At 66.4% G+C, this 16143-nt stretch carries 14 protein-coding genes; 12 read left to right on the forward strand and 2 right to left on the reverse strand.

All coding sequences use genetic code 11. The features are described from left to right. The first annotated feature begins 15 nt into the window (after positions 1–15). From crtY to IGS74_RS06955, 3 genes are read left to right on the forward strand one after another with little or no spacing between them, the layout of a single operon-like run. Positions 16–1152 carry a lycopene beta-cyclase CrtY gene (gene crtY, locus IGS74_RS06945; RefSeq protein WP_246723028.1) on the forward strand — a complete coding sequence of 379 codons (1137 nt, stop codon included), beginning with the start codon at positions 16–18 and terminating at the stop codon, positions 1150–1152. Next, a complete protein-coding gene (locus IGS74_RS06950; RefSeq protein ID WP_192390382.1) occupies positions 1149–2645 on the forward strand; it encodes a phytoene desaturase in 1497 nt (498 codons plus the stop codon). The genes crtY and IGS74_RS06950 overlap by 4 nt, the downstream gene beginning before the upstream one ends. Next, entirely contained in the window at positions 2642–3577 is a 936-nt protein-coding gene (locus IGS74_RS06955; RefSeq protein WP_192390383.1) for a phytoene/squalene synthase family protein, read from the forward strand. Before IGS74_RS06950 ends, IGS74_RS06955 begins: the two co-directional genes overlap by 4 nt. On the opposite strand, the gene IGS74_RS06960 is transcribed toward IGS74_RS06955, so the two are convergent. Then, complete coding sequence (locus tag IGS74_RS06960; RefSeq protein WP_039188796.1) at positions 3492–4016, reverse strand: sterol desaturase family protein; 525 nt, start codon at positions 4014–4016, stop codon at positions 3492–3494. The two genes, IGS74_RS06955 and IGS74_RS06960, sit on opposite strands and share 86 nt — an antisense overlap. Further along, positions 4013–4939 (reverse strand): polyprenyl synthetase family protein, encoded by a 927-nt coding sequence (locus tag IGS74_RS06965; protein ID WP_192390384.1) that lies wholly within the window; start codon positions 4937–4939, stop codon positions 4013–4015. The genes IGS74_RS06960 and IGS74_RS06965 overlap by 4 nt, the downstream gene beginning before the upstream one ends. A gap of 134 nt (positions 4940–5073) precedes the next feature. Here IGS74_RS06965 and fni point away from each other — a divergent pair, with 134 nt between their 5' ends. The 9 genes from fni (at position 5074) to IGS74_RS07010 (ending at position 16083) form a co-directional block, all read left to right on the forward strand. Beyond that, positions 5074–6114 carry a type 2 isopentenyl-diphosphate Delta-isomerase gene (gene fni / locus IGS74_RS06970; protein WP_192390385.1) on the forward strand — a complete coding sequence of 347 codons (1041 nt, stop codon included), beginning with the start codon at positions 5074–5076 and terminating at the stop codon, positions 6112–6114. Positions 6115–6187: 73 nt separating this feature from the next. Next, entirely contained in the window at positions 6188–7207 is a 1020-nt protein-coding gene (locus IGS74_RS06975; protein WP_246723030.1) for a class 1 fructose-bisphosphatase, read from the forward strand. Positions 7208–7255: 48 nt separating this feature from the next. Continuing rightward, positions 7256–9265, forward strand: coding sequence for a transketolase (gene tkt / locus IGS74_RS06980; protein ID WP_192390387.1), 2010 nt, complete (start codon positions 7256–7258; stop codon positions 9263–9265). Positions 9266–9412: 147 nt separating this feature from the next. Further along, positions 9413–10441, forward strand: a complete 1029-nt coding sequence (locus IGS74_RS06985) for a TerC family protein (RefSeq protein WP_246723032.1) — start codon at positions 9413–9415, stop codon at positions 10439–10441. Positions 10442–10648: 207 nt separating this feature from the next. Further along, positions 10649–11749 carry an ABC transporter substrate-binding protein gene (locus tag IGS74_RS06990; RefSeq protein WP_039188803.1) on the forward strand — a complete coding sequence of 367 codons (1101 nt, stop codon included), beginning with the start codon at positions 10649–10651 and terminating at the stop codon, positions 11747–11749. 69 nt (positions 11750–11818) lie between these two features. Next, a complete protein-coding gene (locus IGS74_RS06995) occupies positions 11819–12724 on the forward strand; it encodes an ABC transporter permease subunit (RefSeq protein ID WP_192391509.1) in 906 nt (301 codons plus the stop codon). Further along, positions 12721–13542 carry an ABC transporter permease gene (locus IGS74_RS07000; RefSeq protein WP_192390388.1) on the forward strand — a complete coding sequence of 274 codons (822 nt, stop codon included), beginning with the start codon at positions 12721–12723 and terminating at the stop codon, positions 13540–13542. Before IGS74_RS06995 ends, IGS74_RS07000 begins: the two co-directional genes overlap by 4 nt. A 3-nt stretch (positions 13543–13545) precedes the next feature. Then, positions 13546–14592 carry an ABC transporter ATP-binding protein gene (locus tag IGS74_RS07005; protein WP_192390389.1) on the forward strand — a complete coding sequence of 349 codons (1047 nt, stop codon included), beginning with the start codon at positions 13546–13548 and terminating at the stop codon, positions 14590–14592. Positions 14593–14658: 66 nt separating this feature from the next. Next, positions 14659–16083 (forward strand): alkaline phosphatase D family protein, encoded by a 1425-nt coding sequence (locus IGS74_RS07010; RefSeq protein WP_192390390.1) that lies wholly within the window; start codon positions 14659–14661, stop codon positions 16081–16083. Positions 16084–16143: the final 60 nt, after the last annotated feature.

The following is a 16143-nucleotide window of genomic DNA, read 5'->3' on the forward strand; positions in this document are numbered from 1 at the left end:
GTCGGATGCATCATCGTGGGGGGTGGACTGGCCGGCGGCCTTGCCGCCTACCGACTGGCCACCCTGCGGCCCGAGATCGAGATCATGCTGATCGAAAGCGCGGCGACCGCAGGTGGCAACCATACATGGTCGTTCCACGCGGGCGACCTGTCTGCCGCGCAGCATCGCTGGCTCGACCCGTTCGTGGATCATCGCTGGCCGCGCTACGCGGTCGCATTCCCACGGCGGTCCCGCGTGATCGAAACGGGCTATGCGTCGATCTCCTCGGCCCGCTTTGGCGCGGTATTGCGTGAGGCGCTGGGCGACCGCCTCGTCTGCGGCGTCCCTGTCCGCGCCCTGCGCGCCGACGGCGTCGATCTTGCGGACGGACGGTCGATCGCCGCCAGCGCGGTGGTGGACGCGCGCGGATATCGGCCGGATGCGGCGCTGGACGTCCGCTTCCAGAAATTCGTCGGGCTGGAACTCGCCATCCGGGCGCCGGGGCCGGAGATGCCGATCGTGATGGACGCGACCGTCCCGCAGAAGGACGGCTACCGCTTCGTCTACACGCTGCCCTTCGCAGAGGACCGCATCCTGGTGGAGGACACCTATTATTCGGATGGCCCCGAAACGCCGGAGCAGGCGCTTGCGGACGGCATCCGCGCCTATGCGCAGACCAGGGGCTGGGGCCCGGCGGAAATCCTGCGGCGCGAGGCCGGCGTCCTGCCGATCGCCCTCGGCGGCGACCTCAAGGCCTATCTGGCACAGGCCGGCGGCGTCGTGCCGCTGGGCCTGCGGGCGGGGCTCTTCCATCCGACGACGGGATACAGCCTGCCCGACGCCGTCCGTACGGCAGACCTGATCGCGACGCAGCCGGACATGGCGACCGCCCCGCTGGCCGCTGCGGTCACGCGACATTCATTGGCCGAGTGGCGGGCGCGTCGGATATTCCGGCTGCTCAACCGGCTGCTGTTCCTGGGGGCGGGAGATGGCGAGCGGCGCGACATATTGGAGCATTTTCACCGTTTGCCGGATACGACGATCGCACGCTTCTACGCGGCGCGGCTGTCGCCTGCGGACATCATACGCATCTTCGCCGGCAAACCGCCGATGCCGGTGCGACGTGCCCTGTCGATCCTGATGGATGGACGGCCGGCCAGGGAGGCCTCATGACTTCGCACAAGGCGCGACGCGCCATCGTGATCGGCTCCGGGTTCGGCGGCATCGCGGCTGCCATCCGCCTTCAGGCGGGCGGCATCGAAACGACCGTGCTGGAGCGCCGCGACGCGCCCGGCGGGCGGGCCTATGTCTATCGCGACAGCGGATTTACCTTCGATGGCGGGCCCACCGTCATAACCGACCCGACCGCGCTGGAAGAGGTGTTCGAGGTGGCCGGGGCGACGCTGTCGGACTACGTCACCATGCTGCCGGTGTCGCCGTTCTACCGGCTGATGTGGGAAGACGGCAGCATCTTCGACTACGCCAACGACCAATGCCAGATCGACCGGCAGATACAGGCGATGAACCCGTCGGACGTCGCGGGATACCGGCGCTTTCTCGACTATTCGCGCGCCGTCTTTGCCGAGGGGTATCTGAAGCTCGGCGCGGTTCCCTTCCTGCATTTCCGCGACATGGTGCGGGCCGGGCCGCAACTGGCCCGCCTGCAGGCATGGCGAAGCGTCTATGCCAAGGTTGCGAGCTTCATCGAGGACGAGCGCCTGCGCCAGGCATTCTCCTTCCATTCGCTGCTCGTCGGCGGCAATCCCTTCGCCACCTCGTCGATCTATGCGCTGATCCATGCGCTCGAGCGGGAATGGGGTGTCTGGTTTCCCAAGGGCGGCACCGGCGCCCTGATCGACGGCATGGTGCGCCTGTTCACCGATATCGGCGGCGGGCTGGAGCTGAATGCCGATGTCGCCGAGATCACCATGGCGGACGGGCGCGCAACCGGTGTCCGGCTGGCGGACGGGCGCACGCTGCAGGCCGACATCGTGGTGTCCAATGCCGATGTCGTGCACACGTACGGTGCGCTCCTCGGCGGTCACGAACGGGGCCGGCGCGCCGCCCGGAAGCTGGAGTCGCGGCGGCACTCCATGTCGCTGTTCGTCATTTATTTCGGGCTGGACAGGCTGCACGACCATCTGGCGCATCATACGGTGCTGTTCGGCCCGCGCTATCGCGCGCTGATCCGGGAGATATTCAACGGGCCGGACGTGGCGGACGATTTCTCGCTGTACCTGCACAGCCCCTGCATCACCGATCCCTCGCTGGCGCCGCCGGGGATGGGCAGCTACTACGTGCTGTCGCCCGTGCCGCATCTCGGCAACGCCGACGTCGACTGGCAGATAGCCGGGCCCGCCTACCGTGACCGCATCCTCGACTATCTCGAGGCGCGGCACATGCCGGGCCTCAGGCAACAACTCGTCACCTGCCGGATTTTCACGCCGGACGATTTTCGCGATACGCTGAACGCCCATCTGGGAAGCGCCTTCTCGCTGGAGCCGATCCTGACGCAGTCGGCGTATTTCCGCGTCCACAACCGCGACCGTGAGATACCGAACCTCTATTTCGTGGGAGCCGGCACCCACCCTGGAGCCGGCGTGCCCGGCGTGGTCGCGTCGGCCAAGGCGACGGCCGGCCTGGTTCTGGAGGATGCGTCGCGATGAGCCCCGGGGAGATCGAAGCCCATGCGCTGGGAGCGATCGACAAGGGCTCGGCCAGCTTCGCCGCCGCCGCGCGCATGTTCGACAGGCGGACGCGCACCAGCGTCGTGCTTCTGTACGCCTGGTGCCGGCACTGCGACGATGTCATCGACGGGCAAAGCCTCGGCAGCCGGTCATGGCAGGCGGATGGCGGCGGGCTGGAGCGGCTGGCCGGGCTGATGCGGGAGACGACGGCGGCCCTGGACGGGGTGCCCGGCGGACCGGCATTCGCCGGGCTGGCGCTGGTGGCGCACCGGCATGGGCTTGCGCGGGAGGACCTCTACGAACATCTGGAGGGCTTCGGCATGGACGTGCGGGGAGAGCGTTACGATACGCTCGCCCAACTCCTCGTCTATTGCCACCGCGTCGCCGGTGTCGTCGGCCTGATGATGGCGCGCATCATGGACGTCACCGATACGCCCACCCTGGCGCGAGCCGCGGATCTGGGGCTGGCATTCCAGTTGACGAACATCGCGCGCGACATCGTCGACGATGCGCGGGCCGGCCGGGTCTATGTCCCGCAGGACTGGATGGTGGAGGAGGGGCTGGTGCCCGAGGATCTGGGCGATCCCGCCCATGCCGAGGCGATTGCCCGGCTGCGCAGGCGCCTGGTACTCGCCGCTGAGCCTTATTACGCGTCGGCGCGCGCCGGCATAGACAGGCTGCCGCGCCGCTCGGCCCTGGCCATCGCCGCCGCGCACGGCATTTATCGCCGCATCGGACTGAAACTCGTGGCAAATGCTTCGATGCCTTACAATCATCGCGTTTCAACCACGCGCGCGGAAAAGCTGGTCGAGTTCGGCCGTGCCGCTACGATCGCGGCCTTGCGCCGCCCGCGGCGCGGCGAGCCGCCTGTTCCGCCTTCACCGTTCCGGCAGCGCGCAGTTCTTCGCTGAGCTTGTCGACGGGCGGGGCGTAGAGGAAACCGAAGGAAACGCAGCCCTCGCGCCCTTCCACGGCGTGGTGCATGCGGTGCGCCTGCACGAGACGCTTCACATAGCCTTTGTGTGGAATGTGCCGGAACGGCCAGCGCTGGTGGACGAGCCCGTCATGGACGACGAAATAGAAGAACCCATAGAGCGTCATGCCGGCGGCGATGGCGCCGGCAACCGGGTAGCCGGTGCTGCCGAGGATGAACAGGCCGATGGCGAGTATCGAAAATACGACCGCATACAGGTCGTTCTTCTCGAAAAGACCCTCGTGCGGCTCGTGATGGCTTTTGTGCCAGCCCCAACCGAAGCCGTGCATGATGTATTTATGCGCCGCCCAGGCGACCAGCTCCATCGCCGCGAAGACCAGGATGGCGATGACAACGAGGCCTGTCCAACTCGTCATGACAGCGATACTCCCTGCGTGCGGGCTGTTCGGACGATCAGCGCCGCCTGACCCTGAAACACGCCATCGAGCGCGCTGGACATGCGGCAGTCCCGGCCGAATACGCTTTCCAGCGTGGCATGTGCCGCATCCAGGTGCTGGTTGAGGCGAACCTGCGTTCCCGCTGTTCCCTCCTGCTGCAGCAGCGTGGCCTTGGCGCTGTCCTTGCCGATATCCTTGCCGATGGCGAGGGGGTCTCCGGAGGTGTCGAGCAGGTCGTCGTAAAGTTGGAAAGCATGGCCGAGATGCTCCGCGAAATCGGCCAGAGCGCGTTTGCGCATCGTGTCGGCCCGGGCAATCGCGGCGCCCATGGCCACCGAGGCGCCGATGAGCGCGCCCGTCTTGAGGGCGTTGACGGCTTCCGGGTCGGCGCCCTTGTCGCCGGCAGCGTTGCGCAGGTCGCGGAACTGGCCCGCGACGAGGCCGCGCGTGCCTACCGCCCCGGACAGGATCTTCGTCAACTCGTTGCGCGTCACGGCATCGGTGCCGCGCAGGGTCGCCACGGTGGAGAATGCACCCGACAGAAGCGCGATCGCCGCAAGGATGGCGACATCCTCGCCGAAGGCGCGATGCGTCGCCGGCTGGCCGCGCCGCATCCGGGCATCGTCCATGCAGGGGAGGTCGTCCAGAATCAGCGATGCCGTGTGCACCATCTCGGCGGCGCATCCCGCGTCGATCGCGGGTGCGAGCGGCCCGCCGAGATCCTCGCAAACCAACGCCGTCAGCAAGGGGCGCAGGCGTTTGCCGCCGGCGGTCAGCGCCGAGGATATGGCGTCGCTCAGCCCCGGGTCGCGGCCGGCAACCTCCACTGCAAGCTCCGACAGGCGCTTGTTCACCCTGCGGCGAAGCTCTTCCAGGTGGTCGGCATGCGAAGGCGTTGGCAAGGCTTCTATGCTCCCGGACAATGGGGCGGTTGCGCCCGCATCCCAGCGGTCTATCTAGTGCGCGAGACACGATTGTAAGCACCTTTCCGCGCGGATCGAAAGCGGGGGGCGAAGGGCAGGGAAACGATGGCGTGATGAACAGACACCGGGGCGACATCGGTGACCGCAAGAACGACCATATCGACCTTGTCCTGTCGGGGGCGGGGACGGTGACGGAGCGCGCCGGCGGCTTGTCGTCCATCAGGTTCGAGCATGTGGCCCTGCCGGAGATCGACATGGATTCGATCGATCTCACCACGCGCTTCCTTGGGCGGCGCCTGGCAGCCCCCCTGCTCATCAGCTCCATGACCGGCGGTCCGGAGCGGGCCGGCTTCATCAATGAGCGGCTGGCCGAGGCGGCGCAGCAGTTGAAGATCGCCCTGGCGGTCGGCTCGCAGCGAATCGCGCTGGAGGGCCGCGCCTGCGGGGGGCTGACGGCGGACCTCAGGCGGCGTGCGCCGGACATACCGCTGCTGGCGAATATCGGCGCGGTGCAACTGGTGGCGGGCCTTGGCGCGGACGGCGCGCGCCGCGCCGTCGACATGCTGGAGGCCGACGCGCTTATTCTGCATCTCAACCCGCTGCAGGAGGCGATCCAGCCGGGTGGCAACCATGATTTTCGTGGCATCCTCGCGGCGATCGAGGCTTTGACGCCGACCCTCGGCGTGCCCGTCATCGCCAAGGAGGTGGGGGCGGGGTTGTCCGCGCCGGTCGCCCGCAGGCTGGTCGATGCGGGTGTCGCCGCGATCGACGTCGCGGGCACGGGCGGTACGTCCTTCGCCGCGATCGAGGCGCAACGCCACGGCGATCCGGCGATGCGGGCGGCTGCGGCGGCCTTCGCGGACTGGGGGGTGCCGACGGCCCAGGCGATTGCCGACGTGCGGGCGGCCTGCCCTGGAACGACCGTCATCGGTTCGGGTGGGGTGCGCACGGGTGTCAACATCGCCCGCGTGCTGCGCCTCGGCGCGGACATGGCCGGGCAGGCGGCCGCCGGCCTCGGCGCGGCGGACCACTCAACCGACGCGGTGATTTCACATTTCTCGGCCATCATCTGGCAGTTGCGGGTCGCCTGCTTCTGCACCGGGTCGGCGGATATCGCCGCCCTTGCGCAGGCGCGGCTGCTGCCGCCTCTGTAAAATGCCTTCCATCCGGGGCCTTTCGGCTCTACGAAACGTCCACACACGAATCTGAATGGCCGAAGGACGCGACATGGCGAGAACGCTGACCACCTATCTGGAAACCGGCAGCCGGGATGTCGCGGAACTGGTCCGGCAACTGGCCGACGCCGCGCTCGAGCTGGCGGGGCTGATCGCCGCCGGCGCGGTCGGCGGAGAGGCGGTGGGCGACGCGCACAATGGCGGCGGCGATGTGCAGAAGGCCCTGGACGTTGCGGCGGACCGCCTGTTCGTGGCGGCGGCGCGCCGCGCCCCGGTGGCGTTCTACGGTTCGGAAGAGCAGGACGACGCTCAGCCCATTGCAGCGGACGGTACGCTGGCGCTGGCCATCGATCCGCTCGACGGCTCGTCCAACATCGAGACCAATGTTTCCATCGGCACGATCTTCTCCGTCCTGCCCGTCACCGATGCGCACCGGGCCGACCCGGCCACCGTATTCCGGCAGAAGGGCCGCGATCAGCTTGCGGCCGGCTTCTTCGTCTACGGGCCGCAATTGATGCTCGTCGTATCGCTGGGCAAGGGCACGCAGGTTTTCCTGCACGCGCCCGGCGCCGCCGATTTCGTCGAAGTCAACGCCGGAATGGTTATCCCAGAAAAGGCTAAAGAATTTTCCATCAACGCCTCGAACCGGCGCTATTGGGATACCCCGATCCGCCACTACATCGATGACTGCCTTGCCGGCGCCGACGGCCCCCGGGCGCGCAATTTCAACATGCGCTGGGTGGCTTCTGCCGTAGCGGATGCCTATCGCATCTTCCTGCGAGGGGGCATCTACCTTTATCCTGGCGATACGCGCGAGGGTTACGCGGACGGGCGCATCCGGCTGGTTTACGAAGCCAACCCGATCGCCTTCCTGGCGGAGCAGGCGGGCGGCGCCGGCACGGACGGCCTCCGGCCCCTGCTGGACATCGTGCCCGAGAAACTGCACCAGCGCGTGCCGATCGTTTTCGGATCGCGCGACGAGGTCATGACCGTGGCGCGCTATGTCAGCGACCCGGAATCCATCGGCCGGGCCTCACCGGTCTTCGGAGATCGCGGCGCGATCAATCTTTGAGAGTTTGCGGCCTGGTGGTCGCCGGCAATACGAAAAGGAAAGAGTGACATGAGCGCAGAACCGACGCCCGCAGTTGCCTCGAGCGGCACCGATCACCACCCTCGCGACATGGCGAATGCAATCCGCGCGCTGGCGATGGATGCCGTGCAGAAGGCCAATTCCGGTCATCCGGGCATGCCGATGGGCATGGCCGACGTGGCGACCGTGCTGTTCCAGGACTTCCTGCACGTCGACCCGTCCGATCCGCACTGGCCCGACCGTGACCGCTTCGTGCTGTCGAACGGCCACGGATCGATGCTTCTTTATGCATTGCACTACCTGCTCGGCTACGAGGACATGACCCTCGACGAGCTCAAGAACTTCCGCCAGATCGGCGCGCGCACGGCGGGGCACCCGGAATACGGCCACGCTTTGGGCATCGAGACGACCACCGGTCCCCTCGGCCAGGGAATCACCAACGCGGTCGGCTTCGCGCTGGCCGAACGCATGATGAACGCGCGCTTCGGCGACGATCTGGTCGATCACTACACCTACGTCATCTGCGGCGACGGCTGCCTGATGGAAGGCATCAGCCACGAGGCCATCGACCTTGCCGGACACCTCAAGCTGAACAAGCTGATCGTCCTGTTCGACGATAACGGCATCTCCATCGACGGCAAGACCGAGCTGTCCACCTCGACCGACCAGGTCGCGCGGTTCAAGGCGGCCGGCTGGGATTCCTGGCATGTCGACGGCCATGACGTGGACGCGGTACGCGCCGCCATCGAGAGGGCGAAGACGTCCGACAAGCCCGTCATGATCGCCTGCAAGACGGTGATCGGCTACGGCTCGCCCAAGCTGGCCGGCTCCGAGAAGAGCCATGGCGCACCGCTTGGCGACGAAGAGATCGCCGCGACGCGCAAGGCGCTTCTCTGGGAGAGCGAGTCCTTCGTCATTCCCGATGCCGTCCTGAAGGGATGGCGCGCCATTGCCGAAAAGAACAAGGAGCGCCGCGCCGAGTGGGAAAAGCGGCACGCCGCGCACGCCCGCAAGGCCGAGTTCGATGCGGCGGTCGCCTGCGAGTTGCCGGCCGACTTCGCCGAGGCCATGGCCGCCTATCGCCGGAAGCTGTCGGACGAGGCCCCCAAGCTCGCCACGCGCAAATCCTCCGAGGCGACGCTGGAGGTCATCAACGCGATGACGCCGCTGACCATTGGCGGCTCCGCCGACCTGACCCATTCGGTCTTTACGCAGACCAAGGGCCTGGCTTCGGTTCAGGCCGGCGATTACGGCGGCCGTTATATCCACTACGGCATCCGCGAGCACGCCATGGCCGCGGTGATGAACGGGCTGGCACTGCATGGCGGGTTCATCCCCTATGGCGGCACCTTCCTCGTCTTCGCCGACTACATGCGCGGGGCGATGCGCCTGTCTGCACTGATGGGCCAACGCGTCGTCTACGTGCTGACGCATGATTCCATCGGCCTTGGCGAAGATGGCCCGACCCACCAGCCGATCGAGCATCTGGCGATGCTGCGTGCGACGCCGAACATGAACGTCTTCCGCCCGGCGGACGCCATCGAGACGGCGGAAGCCTGGGAAATCGCGTTGACGACCACCGACCGCCCGACGGTTCTGTCGCTGTCCCGCCAGAACCTGCCCACCGTTCGTGCCGGCGACGTTGCGGAAAACCGCTCGAAGCGCGGTGCCTACGTGCTGCGCGAGGCCGAAGGCGGCGCCCGGCAGGTGACGCTGATCGCCACCGGCTCGGAAATCGAGATCGCACTGGCCGCAGCCGAGACGCTGAAGGGCGAGGGGATCGCCGCCGCCGTCGTGTCGGCGCCCTGCCTCGACCTGTTCGCCGAACAGGATGCCGGCTACCGGGCCGAAGTGCTCGGCACCGCGCCGCGTGTGGCCATCGAGGCCGCAAGCGGCTTTGGCTGGGACCGCTGGATCGGCGAGAACGGCCGTTTCATCGGCATGCATGGCTTTGGCGCATCGGGCCCGGCGCCGAAGCTCTATGAGAAGTTCGGCATCACCGCCGACGCCGTGGCAAAGGCCGCACGAGAGCTTATCTAAAGCCCTGCGACAGGCTGGCCCGGCATTGCCGCCGGGCCGGCCGCTGCTTTGCAAGCCGGCCGATCACAACTGCGCTATATCCGTTTGAACGCCGGTGACGAAAAATTCCTGACAGTGTATTGCGGCGCGTCCTGAACGGAGATTCCCTTGGAACAGACGGCGATTGACGGGCTCGCGCCCGATGTGGTGCCAACCTGGGTCTGGCTTGCCACCATAGGCGGCATCGCGGCTCTATTCGTGTTCGATTTCTTTACCCATGTGCGCAAGCCGCACGAACCCACATTCCGCGAATCCGCGATCTGGTCGACCTTCTATGTCGCGCTGGCGCTGCTGTTCGGCTGGGGCATCCTGCATTTCTGGGACCGGCAGCACGGCGTGGAGTATTTCGCCGGTTTCATCACCGAAAAGAGCCTGTCGGTCGACAATTTGTTCGTCTTCGTGATCATCATGAAGAGCTTCCGCGTTCCGGCCGCCTACCAGCAGAAGGCGCTGTTGATCGGCATCGTCATCGCGCTGATCATGCGCGGCATCTTCATCGCGCTCGGCGCCGCCGCCATCGAGCGCTATTCCTGGGTATTCTACCTGTTCGGGGCGTTCCTGCTGTGGACGGCGTACAAGCTGGCGGTGGAAAGCTTCTCGCATGGAGCCAAGAGCACCGACGAGGAATACGAGCCGAACGCCCTGGTGAAGTGGTTCCAGAGGCATCTGCGCACCACCGACGATTATCGCGGCAGCGCGCTGACCGTCATCGAGAACGGCCAGCGCTACTTCACTCCGATGTTCATCGTGATCCTGGCGCTGGGCATGACGGACCTTCTGTTCGCGCTGGACTCCATCCCCGCCATCTACGGCCTGACGAACGCGCCCTATATCGTGTTCACCGCCAACGCCTTCGCGCTGCTCGGCCTCCTGCAGCTCTACTTCCTTCTGGGCGGACTGCTGGACCGGCTCGTCTATCTGGGCTTCGGCCTGGCGCTCATCCTCGGCTTCATCGGCGTCAAGCTGATCATCCACGCCATGGAAGCCAACACGCTGCCGTTCCTCAACGACGGCCAGCCGATCGAGGGCCTGCCGCATATCGAGACCAGCTTCTCGCTGTCGGTCATCATCGGTATCCTGGTCGTCACCACCGTCGCCAGCCTTCTCAAGAGCCGGTCGACGGCCCGAAAGGAGTAGCACCGTCAAGGCGCGTCGCTGCCTGTCATTTTTGCTTGCACAAGTTTTAGGAAGACGCTTCTCTTGTGCATCGGCAGCGCCGCGTTGATCGGGTGTTCAATCGTCACCCGCCTGTCATCCGGGCCGCATATGAGGCGATGCGTTTACACCGGGTGGGGCAGGAAAGTGATCCTGCTTCCCGCCGCTTGAGGGAAGCAGGGGATAAAGATGTTCAAACGTTCGATCTCGCTCGTCGCGCTGGTGGCCATGTCCACGAGCGCGGCGTTCGCGCAGGAAGCATCCATGGATGCCCTGGTGGCCGCCGCCAAGGAAGAGGGCCAGCTCACCACGATCGCGCTGCCGCACGACTGGTGCAACTACGGAGAGGTCATCTCCGGCTTCAAGGCCAAGTACGGCCTGACCGTCAACGAACTGAACCCGGATGCCGGCTCGGCCGACGAGATCGAGGCCGTCAAGGCCAACAAGGGCAATACCGGCCCGCAGGCGCCCGACGTGCTGGATGTCGGCCTGTCCTTCGGACCGGCGGCGCAGGCCGAAGGGCTGGTGCAGCCCTACAAGGTCGCCACCTGGGACGAGATTCCGGACGATGCCAAGGATGCCGATGGCCACTGGTACGGCGATTACTACGGCGTGCTCTCCTTCGAGATCAACAAGGACATCGTCGAGACCGTACCGACCGACTGGGAAGACCTTCTGAAGCCGGACTACGCAAACTCCGTTGCCCTGGCCGGCGATCCGCGTGCTTCGGCCCAGGCAATCCAGGCCGTCTATGCGGCCGGCCTGTCGCGCAAGCCGGACGGCTCGCCGACCGAGATCGCCGAGGCCGGGCTGCAGTTCTTCAAGGAATTGAACGCCGCGGGCAATTTCGTGCCGGTCATCGGCAAGCCGGCCTCGCTGGCGCAGGGCACCACGCCCATCATGATCCGCTGGGACTATAACGCCCTTTCGGGCCGGGACACGCTGGCCGGCAACCCGGAAGTCGAGGTCGTGGTGCCGAAGACGGGGGTGCTCGCCGGTGTCTACGTCCAGGCGATCAGCGCCTTCGCGCCGCATCCCAATGCCGCCAAGCTGTGGATGGAGTATCTCTATTCCGACGAGGGCCAGCTTGCCTGGCTGAAGGGCTACTGCCACCCGATCCGCTTCAACGCCATGGCCGAAGCCGGCAAGATCCCGCAGGAGATGCTGGACCGCCTGCCGCCCGCCGAGGCCTATAACGCGGCCAAGTTCCCCAGCGTGGCCGAACAGGATGAGGCCAAAGCCGTCATCACCGCCAAGTGGGACGAAGTCGTGGGCGCCAACGTCCAGTAAGGCCAGGGGGCGCGCGGCATGACGCGCGCCCCTGTCCATTTTTCGGCAATTTCCGACAAGCGGGGTTTCATGGCCACAGTGGCACAGGCCGGCATGCCGGCAGGGACGTCCGCCGGGCCTCCGGCGGCGCGCAGGTTGTCTTTTGCCTGGCTTGGGGTCGTCCCGTTCTTCCTGTTCGCCATTCTGTTCCTGGTGGCGCCGACGCTGTACCTCGTCATCGGCGCATTCCAGGACCCGGCAGGCAACTTCACCTTCGCCAACATGATCGGCCTGTTTCAGCCACAGATCATGGCCGCCTACTGGATATCCATCCGCGTCAGCCTGGCCTCCGCCGCCCTCGGCGCGCTGATCGGCTTCTTCCTGGCCTATGCCATCGTGCACGGAAATCTGCCGCGCTGGGTGCGGCCCACCGTCTCGACCTTTTCGGGCGTCGCCTCCAATTTCGCCGGCATTCCGCTCGCCTTCGCCTTCCTGGCGACGCTCGGCCGGCTGGGGCTGGTGACGGTGTTCCTGAACGAGGCGTTCGGCGTCAACATCTATCGCCTGGGCTTCAACCTCTTGTCGTTCTGGGGCCTGACGATCACCTATCTGTACTTCCAGATCCCGTTGATGGTGCTGATCATCGCGCCGGCGCTCGACGGATTGAAGAAGGAGTGGCGCGAGGCCGCCTCCATCCTCGGCGCATCGCGCTGGCAGTACTGGCGCATGGTCGCCCTGCCGGTATTGTTTCCCAGCCTTCTGGGCTGCTTCCTGCTGCTCTTCGCCAACGCGTTCGGTGCGGTCGCGACGGCCTATGCGCTGACCGGCTCATCGCTCAACATCGTGCCCATCCTGCTATATGCCCAGATCCGTGGCGATGTGCTCTACAATCCGCATCTCGGCTATGCGCTGGCCGTCGGCATGATCCTGATCACCGGCTGTTCCAACGTGCTCTACATCTGGCTGCGCAGCCGCGCCGAACGGTGGCTCAAATGAACGCGCGCCGAATCGGCCCCTGGATCGCGGTCTTCATCGGGGCGCTCTACTTCCTGCTGCCGCTGGTGGCGACGTTCCAGTTCTCGTTGTCGATGTTGCGCGGGCAATGGAGCTTCGAGGCCTATCGCGTCGTCTTCGCCGATCCCCGTTTCCACCAGACGTTCCTGTTCTCGGTGGTGGCGGCGCTCGCAACCATCGCCATCGGGGCGCTTCTGGTGGTGCCCACGGCCTACTGGGTCCGCCTGCGCCTGCCGCGCCTGCGGCCCTGGGTGGAGTTCGTCACGCTGCTGCCGCTGGTGATCCCGCCCATCGTGATCGTGTTCGGATACCTGCGCCTGTACAATTCGTCGTCCTGGCTGCCGTTCACGGGTACGGTCGCCGGCACCAACGTGCTCCTGGTGTTCGGCTATGTCGTCCTGTCGCTGCCCTACATGTACCGCGCCGTGGATACAGGCCTGACGGCCATCGACATCCGGACGTTGACGGAGGCCGCCGAAAGCCTCGGCGCCAGGCGGCGCACCGTGCTGTGGCGCGTCATCCTGCCGAATGTGCGGGCGGCCGTCCTGTCGGGCGCCTTCCTGACCTTCGCCATCGTGATCGGCGAATTCGTCATCGCCAGTCTTCTCAATCGTCCGGCCTTCGGACCGTACCTGCAACTGATCGGCGCCAACCGCGCCTATGAGCCGGCCGCGCTGGCCATGATCGCCTTCGCGGTGACATGGGGCTGCATGGTCATGCTGCAATTCGTCGGCGGTGCATCGCCGGGGCAGGCCAAGGCGCCGCCGCGTCGCTGGTTCCGCCGCCGCCAGGAAGGGTAAGACATGGGGTTTCTGGAACTTTCCGGATTGCGCAAGACCTACCAGCACCATGCCGTGGTGGAGAACTTCAATCTTTCGGTGCAGCGCGGCGAGTTCATCTCGTTTCTTGGGCCTTCCGGCTGCGGCAAGACGACGACATTGCGCATGGTCGCCGGGTTCGAAACGCCGACGGCGGGCACGATCCATATCGACGGTCAGGATGTCGGCCCCCTGGCGCCCAACCAACGGCGGATCGGGATGGTGTTCCAGTCCTATGCGCTGTTTCCAAACCTTTCCATCGCCGACAATGTGGCCTTCGGCCTCAAGGTGGCCGGCCGGCCGCGCGCCGAGATCGACGCGCGGGTGAAGGAAATGCTGGCGATGATCAAGCTGCCGCATGTCGCCGGGCGCTATCCCTACCAGTTGTCCGGCGGCCAGCAGCAGCGGGTGGCGCTGGCGCGGGCCATCGCGGTGCGGCCGCGCGTGCTGCTGCTCGACGAGCCGCTTTCGGCGCTCGACGCCAAGATCCGGGTCTCCCTGCGCGAGGAGATCCGCGCCCTGCAGCAGGAACTGGGCATCACCACGATCTACGTGACGCATGATCAGGAAGAGGCCTTGTCCATGTCCGACCGGATCGTCGTGATGAGCGAGGGGCGGATCGAGCAGGTCGGGACACCCTTCGAAATCTATAACCGGCCGGCCAGCCGCTTCGTCGCATCCTTCGTCGGCAATCTCAGTCTTCTGGAAGGGCGGTCCGCACCCGGCGGTCGGATATTGCTGGGCGAGGAGGCCGTCGCCATCGACGGCGAACAGGGCGCGGATGGCGAAGCCGTCACCCTGGCTTTGCGGCCGGAGGCCCTGTCGCTGGACGCCAGCGAGCGGCGCAGCAACGGCATATCGGGCACGGTGCAGCAGGTCGCCTTCCTGGGCTCCGTCGTCCGTTTGCGCGTGGCCACCGCCGGCGGCTCGGCGCTTGTCGATACGTTCAACGATCCCACGCGTCCGCCGCCCGGGCAGGGCCAGCCGGTGCGCATATTCTTCGCGCCGGAGGATGGACAGGTAATCCGCTGACGCCCTTGATATTTGCGCACCGCAACCGACATGCCCGTCACCGAAACATGGAATGAAGGTAGTCGGATGATCGTTGCCGGGCCCGTCCTCTATGCCAGGGGCGCCGACAGGACCGCCGCGCACGTCACCGTGCTTGTCGTGACGCGGGAGGGCGAAGCCGCCCCCCGTGTTGCGGCCGCCGGGCAGGAAGACGCGATGGCCGTGGCGGCACAGCTGGAGGGGCACGTCGTGTGGATGCGCGACATCGCGCTTCCGGCCGGGGATGCGGCGGATTACGCCGTCAACGGGACGTCCTATCGCGTTCGCACCGATCTCGGCGGTAGCTTGCGCATCGGCTTCGTGTCCTGCAACGGGCAGGAGAACGGCGACGAGGACAGGGAGCACGAGCATCGCGACGTGATGTGGCGGCGGCTCCTGACCGAGCATCGGGAGCGGCCGTTCGCCCTTCTCCTGCACGGCGGAGACCAGTTGTACGCCGACGAGGCGGTGGAAAGCCATCCCGCCATTTCGGCATGGGCGAAGGACGAGCCTGCCCGGCGGGCACAGGAGCCCTTCACGCTCGAAATGGAAGCTGCGCTGCGCGGCTATTTCTTCCGGCGATACCTCGACACGCTCACACAGGCCGCCGCCGCGCCGCTTTACGCAACCGTGCCGTCCCTGATGATCTGGGACGATCACGATATCTTCGACGGGTGGGGCAGCCACCCGGATGCCCTGCAGCAGAGCCCGATCGCCCAGGGCATCTTCAGGGTGGCGAGGGAGATGTTCATCCTCTTCCAGGTCGGTGGGGTGGAGGGCAGCCTGCCGCGCACCTGCCTAGATCCTTCCGGCGCCACGATGACGCAATCGGCACACTTTCCCGGTTTTTCCGTATGCCTGCCGGACCTGCGCAGCGAGCGGTCCCCCGATCGGGTCATGGGGCCGGCCGGCTGGGCCGCCTTCGAGCGCGCGCTGGCCGACTGTCCGCATGGCGACGCGATCCTGCTGGTCTCGAGCGTGCCGGCGCTCGGTCCGCGTCTCAGCCTGGTGGAGTCCATACTGGATCGCATGCCGCGCGCCCAGAAATACGAGGACGACCTGCGCGACCAGTGGCAAAGCCGCAGCCACCGCGCCGAATGGCGCCGTTTCCTGACGCTGCTGGAGGCGAAGGCCGTGCAGGGCAGCCGGCCGCTGACGGTTATCTCCGGCGAGATCCATTTGGCGACGCGGGCCGAAATGCGGTTGGAGGATGGCTCGACCATGCACCAGCTCGTGGCGTCGGGCATCACGCATCCGAAGCCCCCGGCAGCCTTTCCGCTGGCGCTCAGCCTGCTGTCGCGGCTGGGCGAATCGCCGCTTCGTGGACGCCCGATCAAGGTTTTCCCGCTGCCGGGTCGACGCATGCCCTACATCGCGGATCGGAACTATCTGGTGGTCACGCGGCGTGACGGGCGCTGGAGCGCCGAATGGGAGCTGGAAGAAACCGGGCGCACCCCCGCGCTGCCCCTGTAGCGACATTTGCAGCACCGCAATTTTTGGTCGTGTTTTTCAATAAGGAGGCTTGCCGGTGAA

The sequence above is a fragment of the Aureimonas sp. OT7 genome (assembly GCF_014844055.1).
Taxonomy (GTDB): domain Bacteria; phylum Pseudomonadota; class Alphaproteobacteria; order Rhizobiales; family Rhizobiaceae; genus Aureimonas; species Aureimonas altamirensis_A.

Excerpts from the sequence above, each read along its gene's own strand:
- tkt (WP_192390387.1), top strand. The coding sequence starts at position 7,256 with ATGAGCGCAGAACCGACGCCCGCAGTTGCCTCGAGCGGCACCGATCAC.
- IGS74_RS06975 (WP_246723030.1), top strand. The coding sequence starts at position 6,188 with ATGGCGAGAACGCTGACCACCTATCTGGAAACCGGCAGCCGGGATGTC.
- IGS74_RS07000 (WP_192390388.1), top strand. The coding sequence starts at position 12,721 with ATGAACGCGCGCCGAATCGGCCCCTGGATCGCGGTCTTCATCGGGGCG.
- IGS74_RS06995 (WP_192391509.1), top strand. The coding sequence starts at position 11,819 with ATGGCCACAGTGGCACAGGCCGGCATGCCGGCAGGGACGTCCGCCGGG.
- IGS74_RS06955 (WP_192390383.1), top strand. The coding sequence starts at position 2,642 with ATGAGCCCCGGGGAGATCGAAGCCCATGCGCTGGGAGCGATCGACAAG.
- IGS74_RS07010 (WP_192390390.1), top strand. The coding sequence starts at position 14,659 with ATGATCGTTGCCGGGCCCGTCCTCTATGCCAGGGGCGCCGACAGGACC.
- IGS74_RS06960 (WP_039188796.1), bottom strand. The coding sequence starts at position 4,016 with ATGACGAGTTGGACAGGCCTCGTTGTCATCGCCATCCTGGTCTTCGCG.
- IGS74_RS06990 (WP_039188803.1), top strand. The coding sequence starts at position 10,649 with ATGTTCAAACGTTCGATCTCGCTCGTCGCGCTGGTGGCCATGTCCACG.
- IGS74_RS06950 (WP_192390382.1), top strand. The coding sequence starts at position 1,149 with ATGACTTCGCACAAGGCGCGACGCGCCATCGTGATCGGCTCCGGGTTC.
- IGS74_RS07005 (WP_192390389.1), top strand. The coding sequence starts at position 13,546 with ATGGGGTTTCTGGAACTTTCCGGATTGCGCAAGACCTACCAGCACCAT.
- fni (WP_192390385.1), top strand. The coding sequence starts at position 5,074 with ATGAACAGACACCGGGGCGACATCGGTGACCGCAAGAACGACCATATC.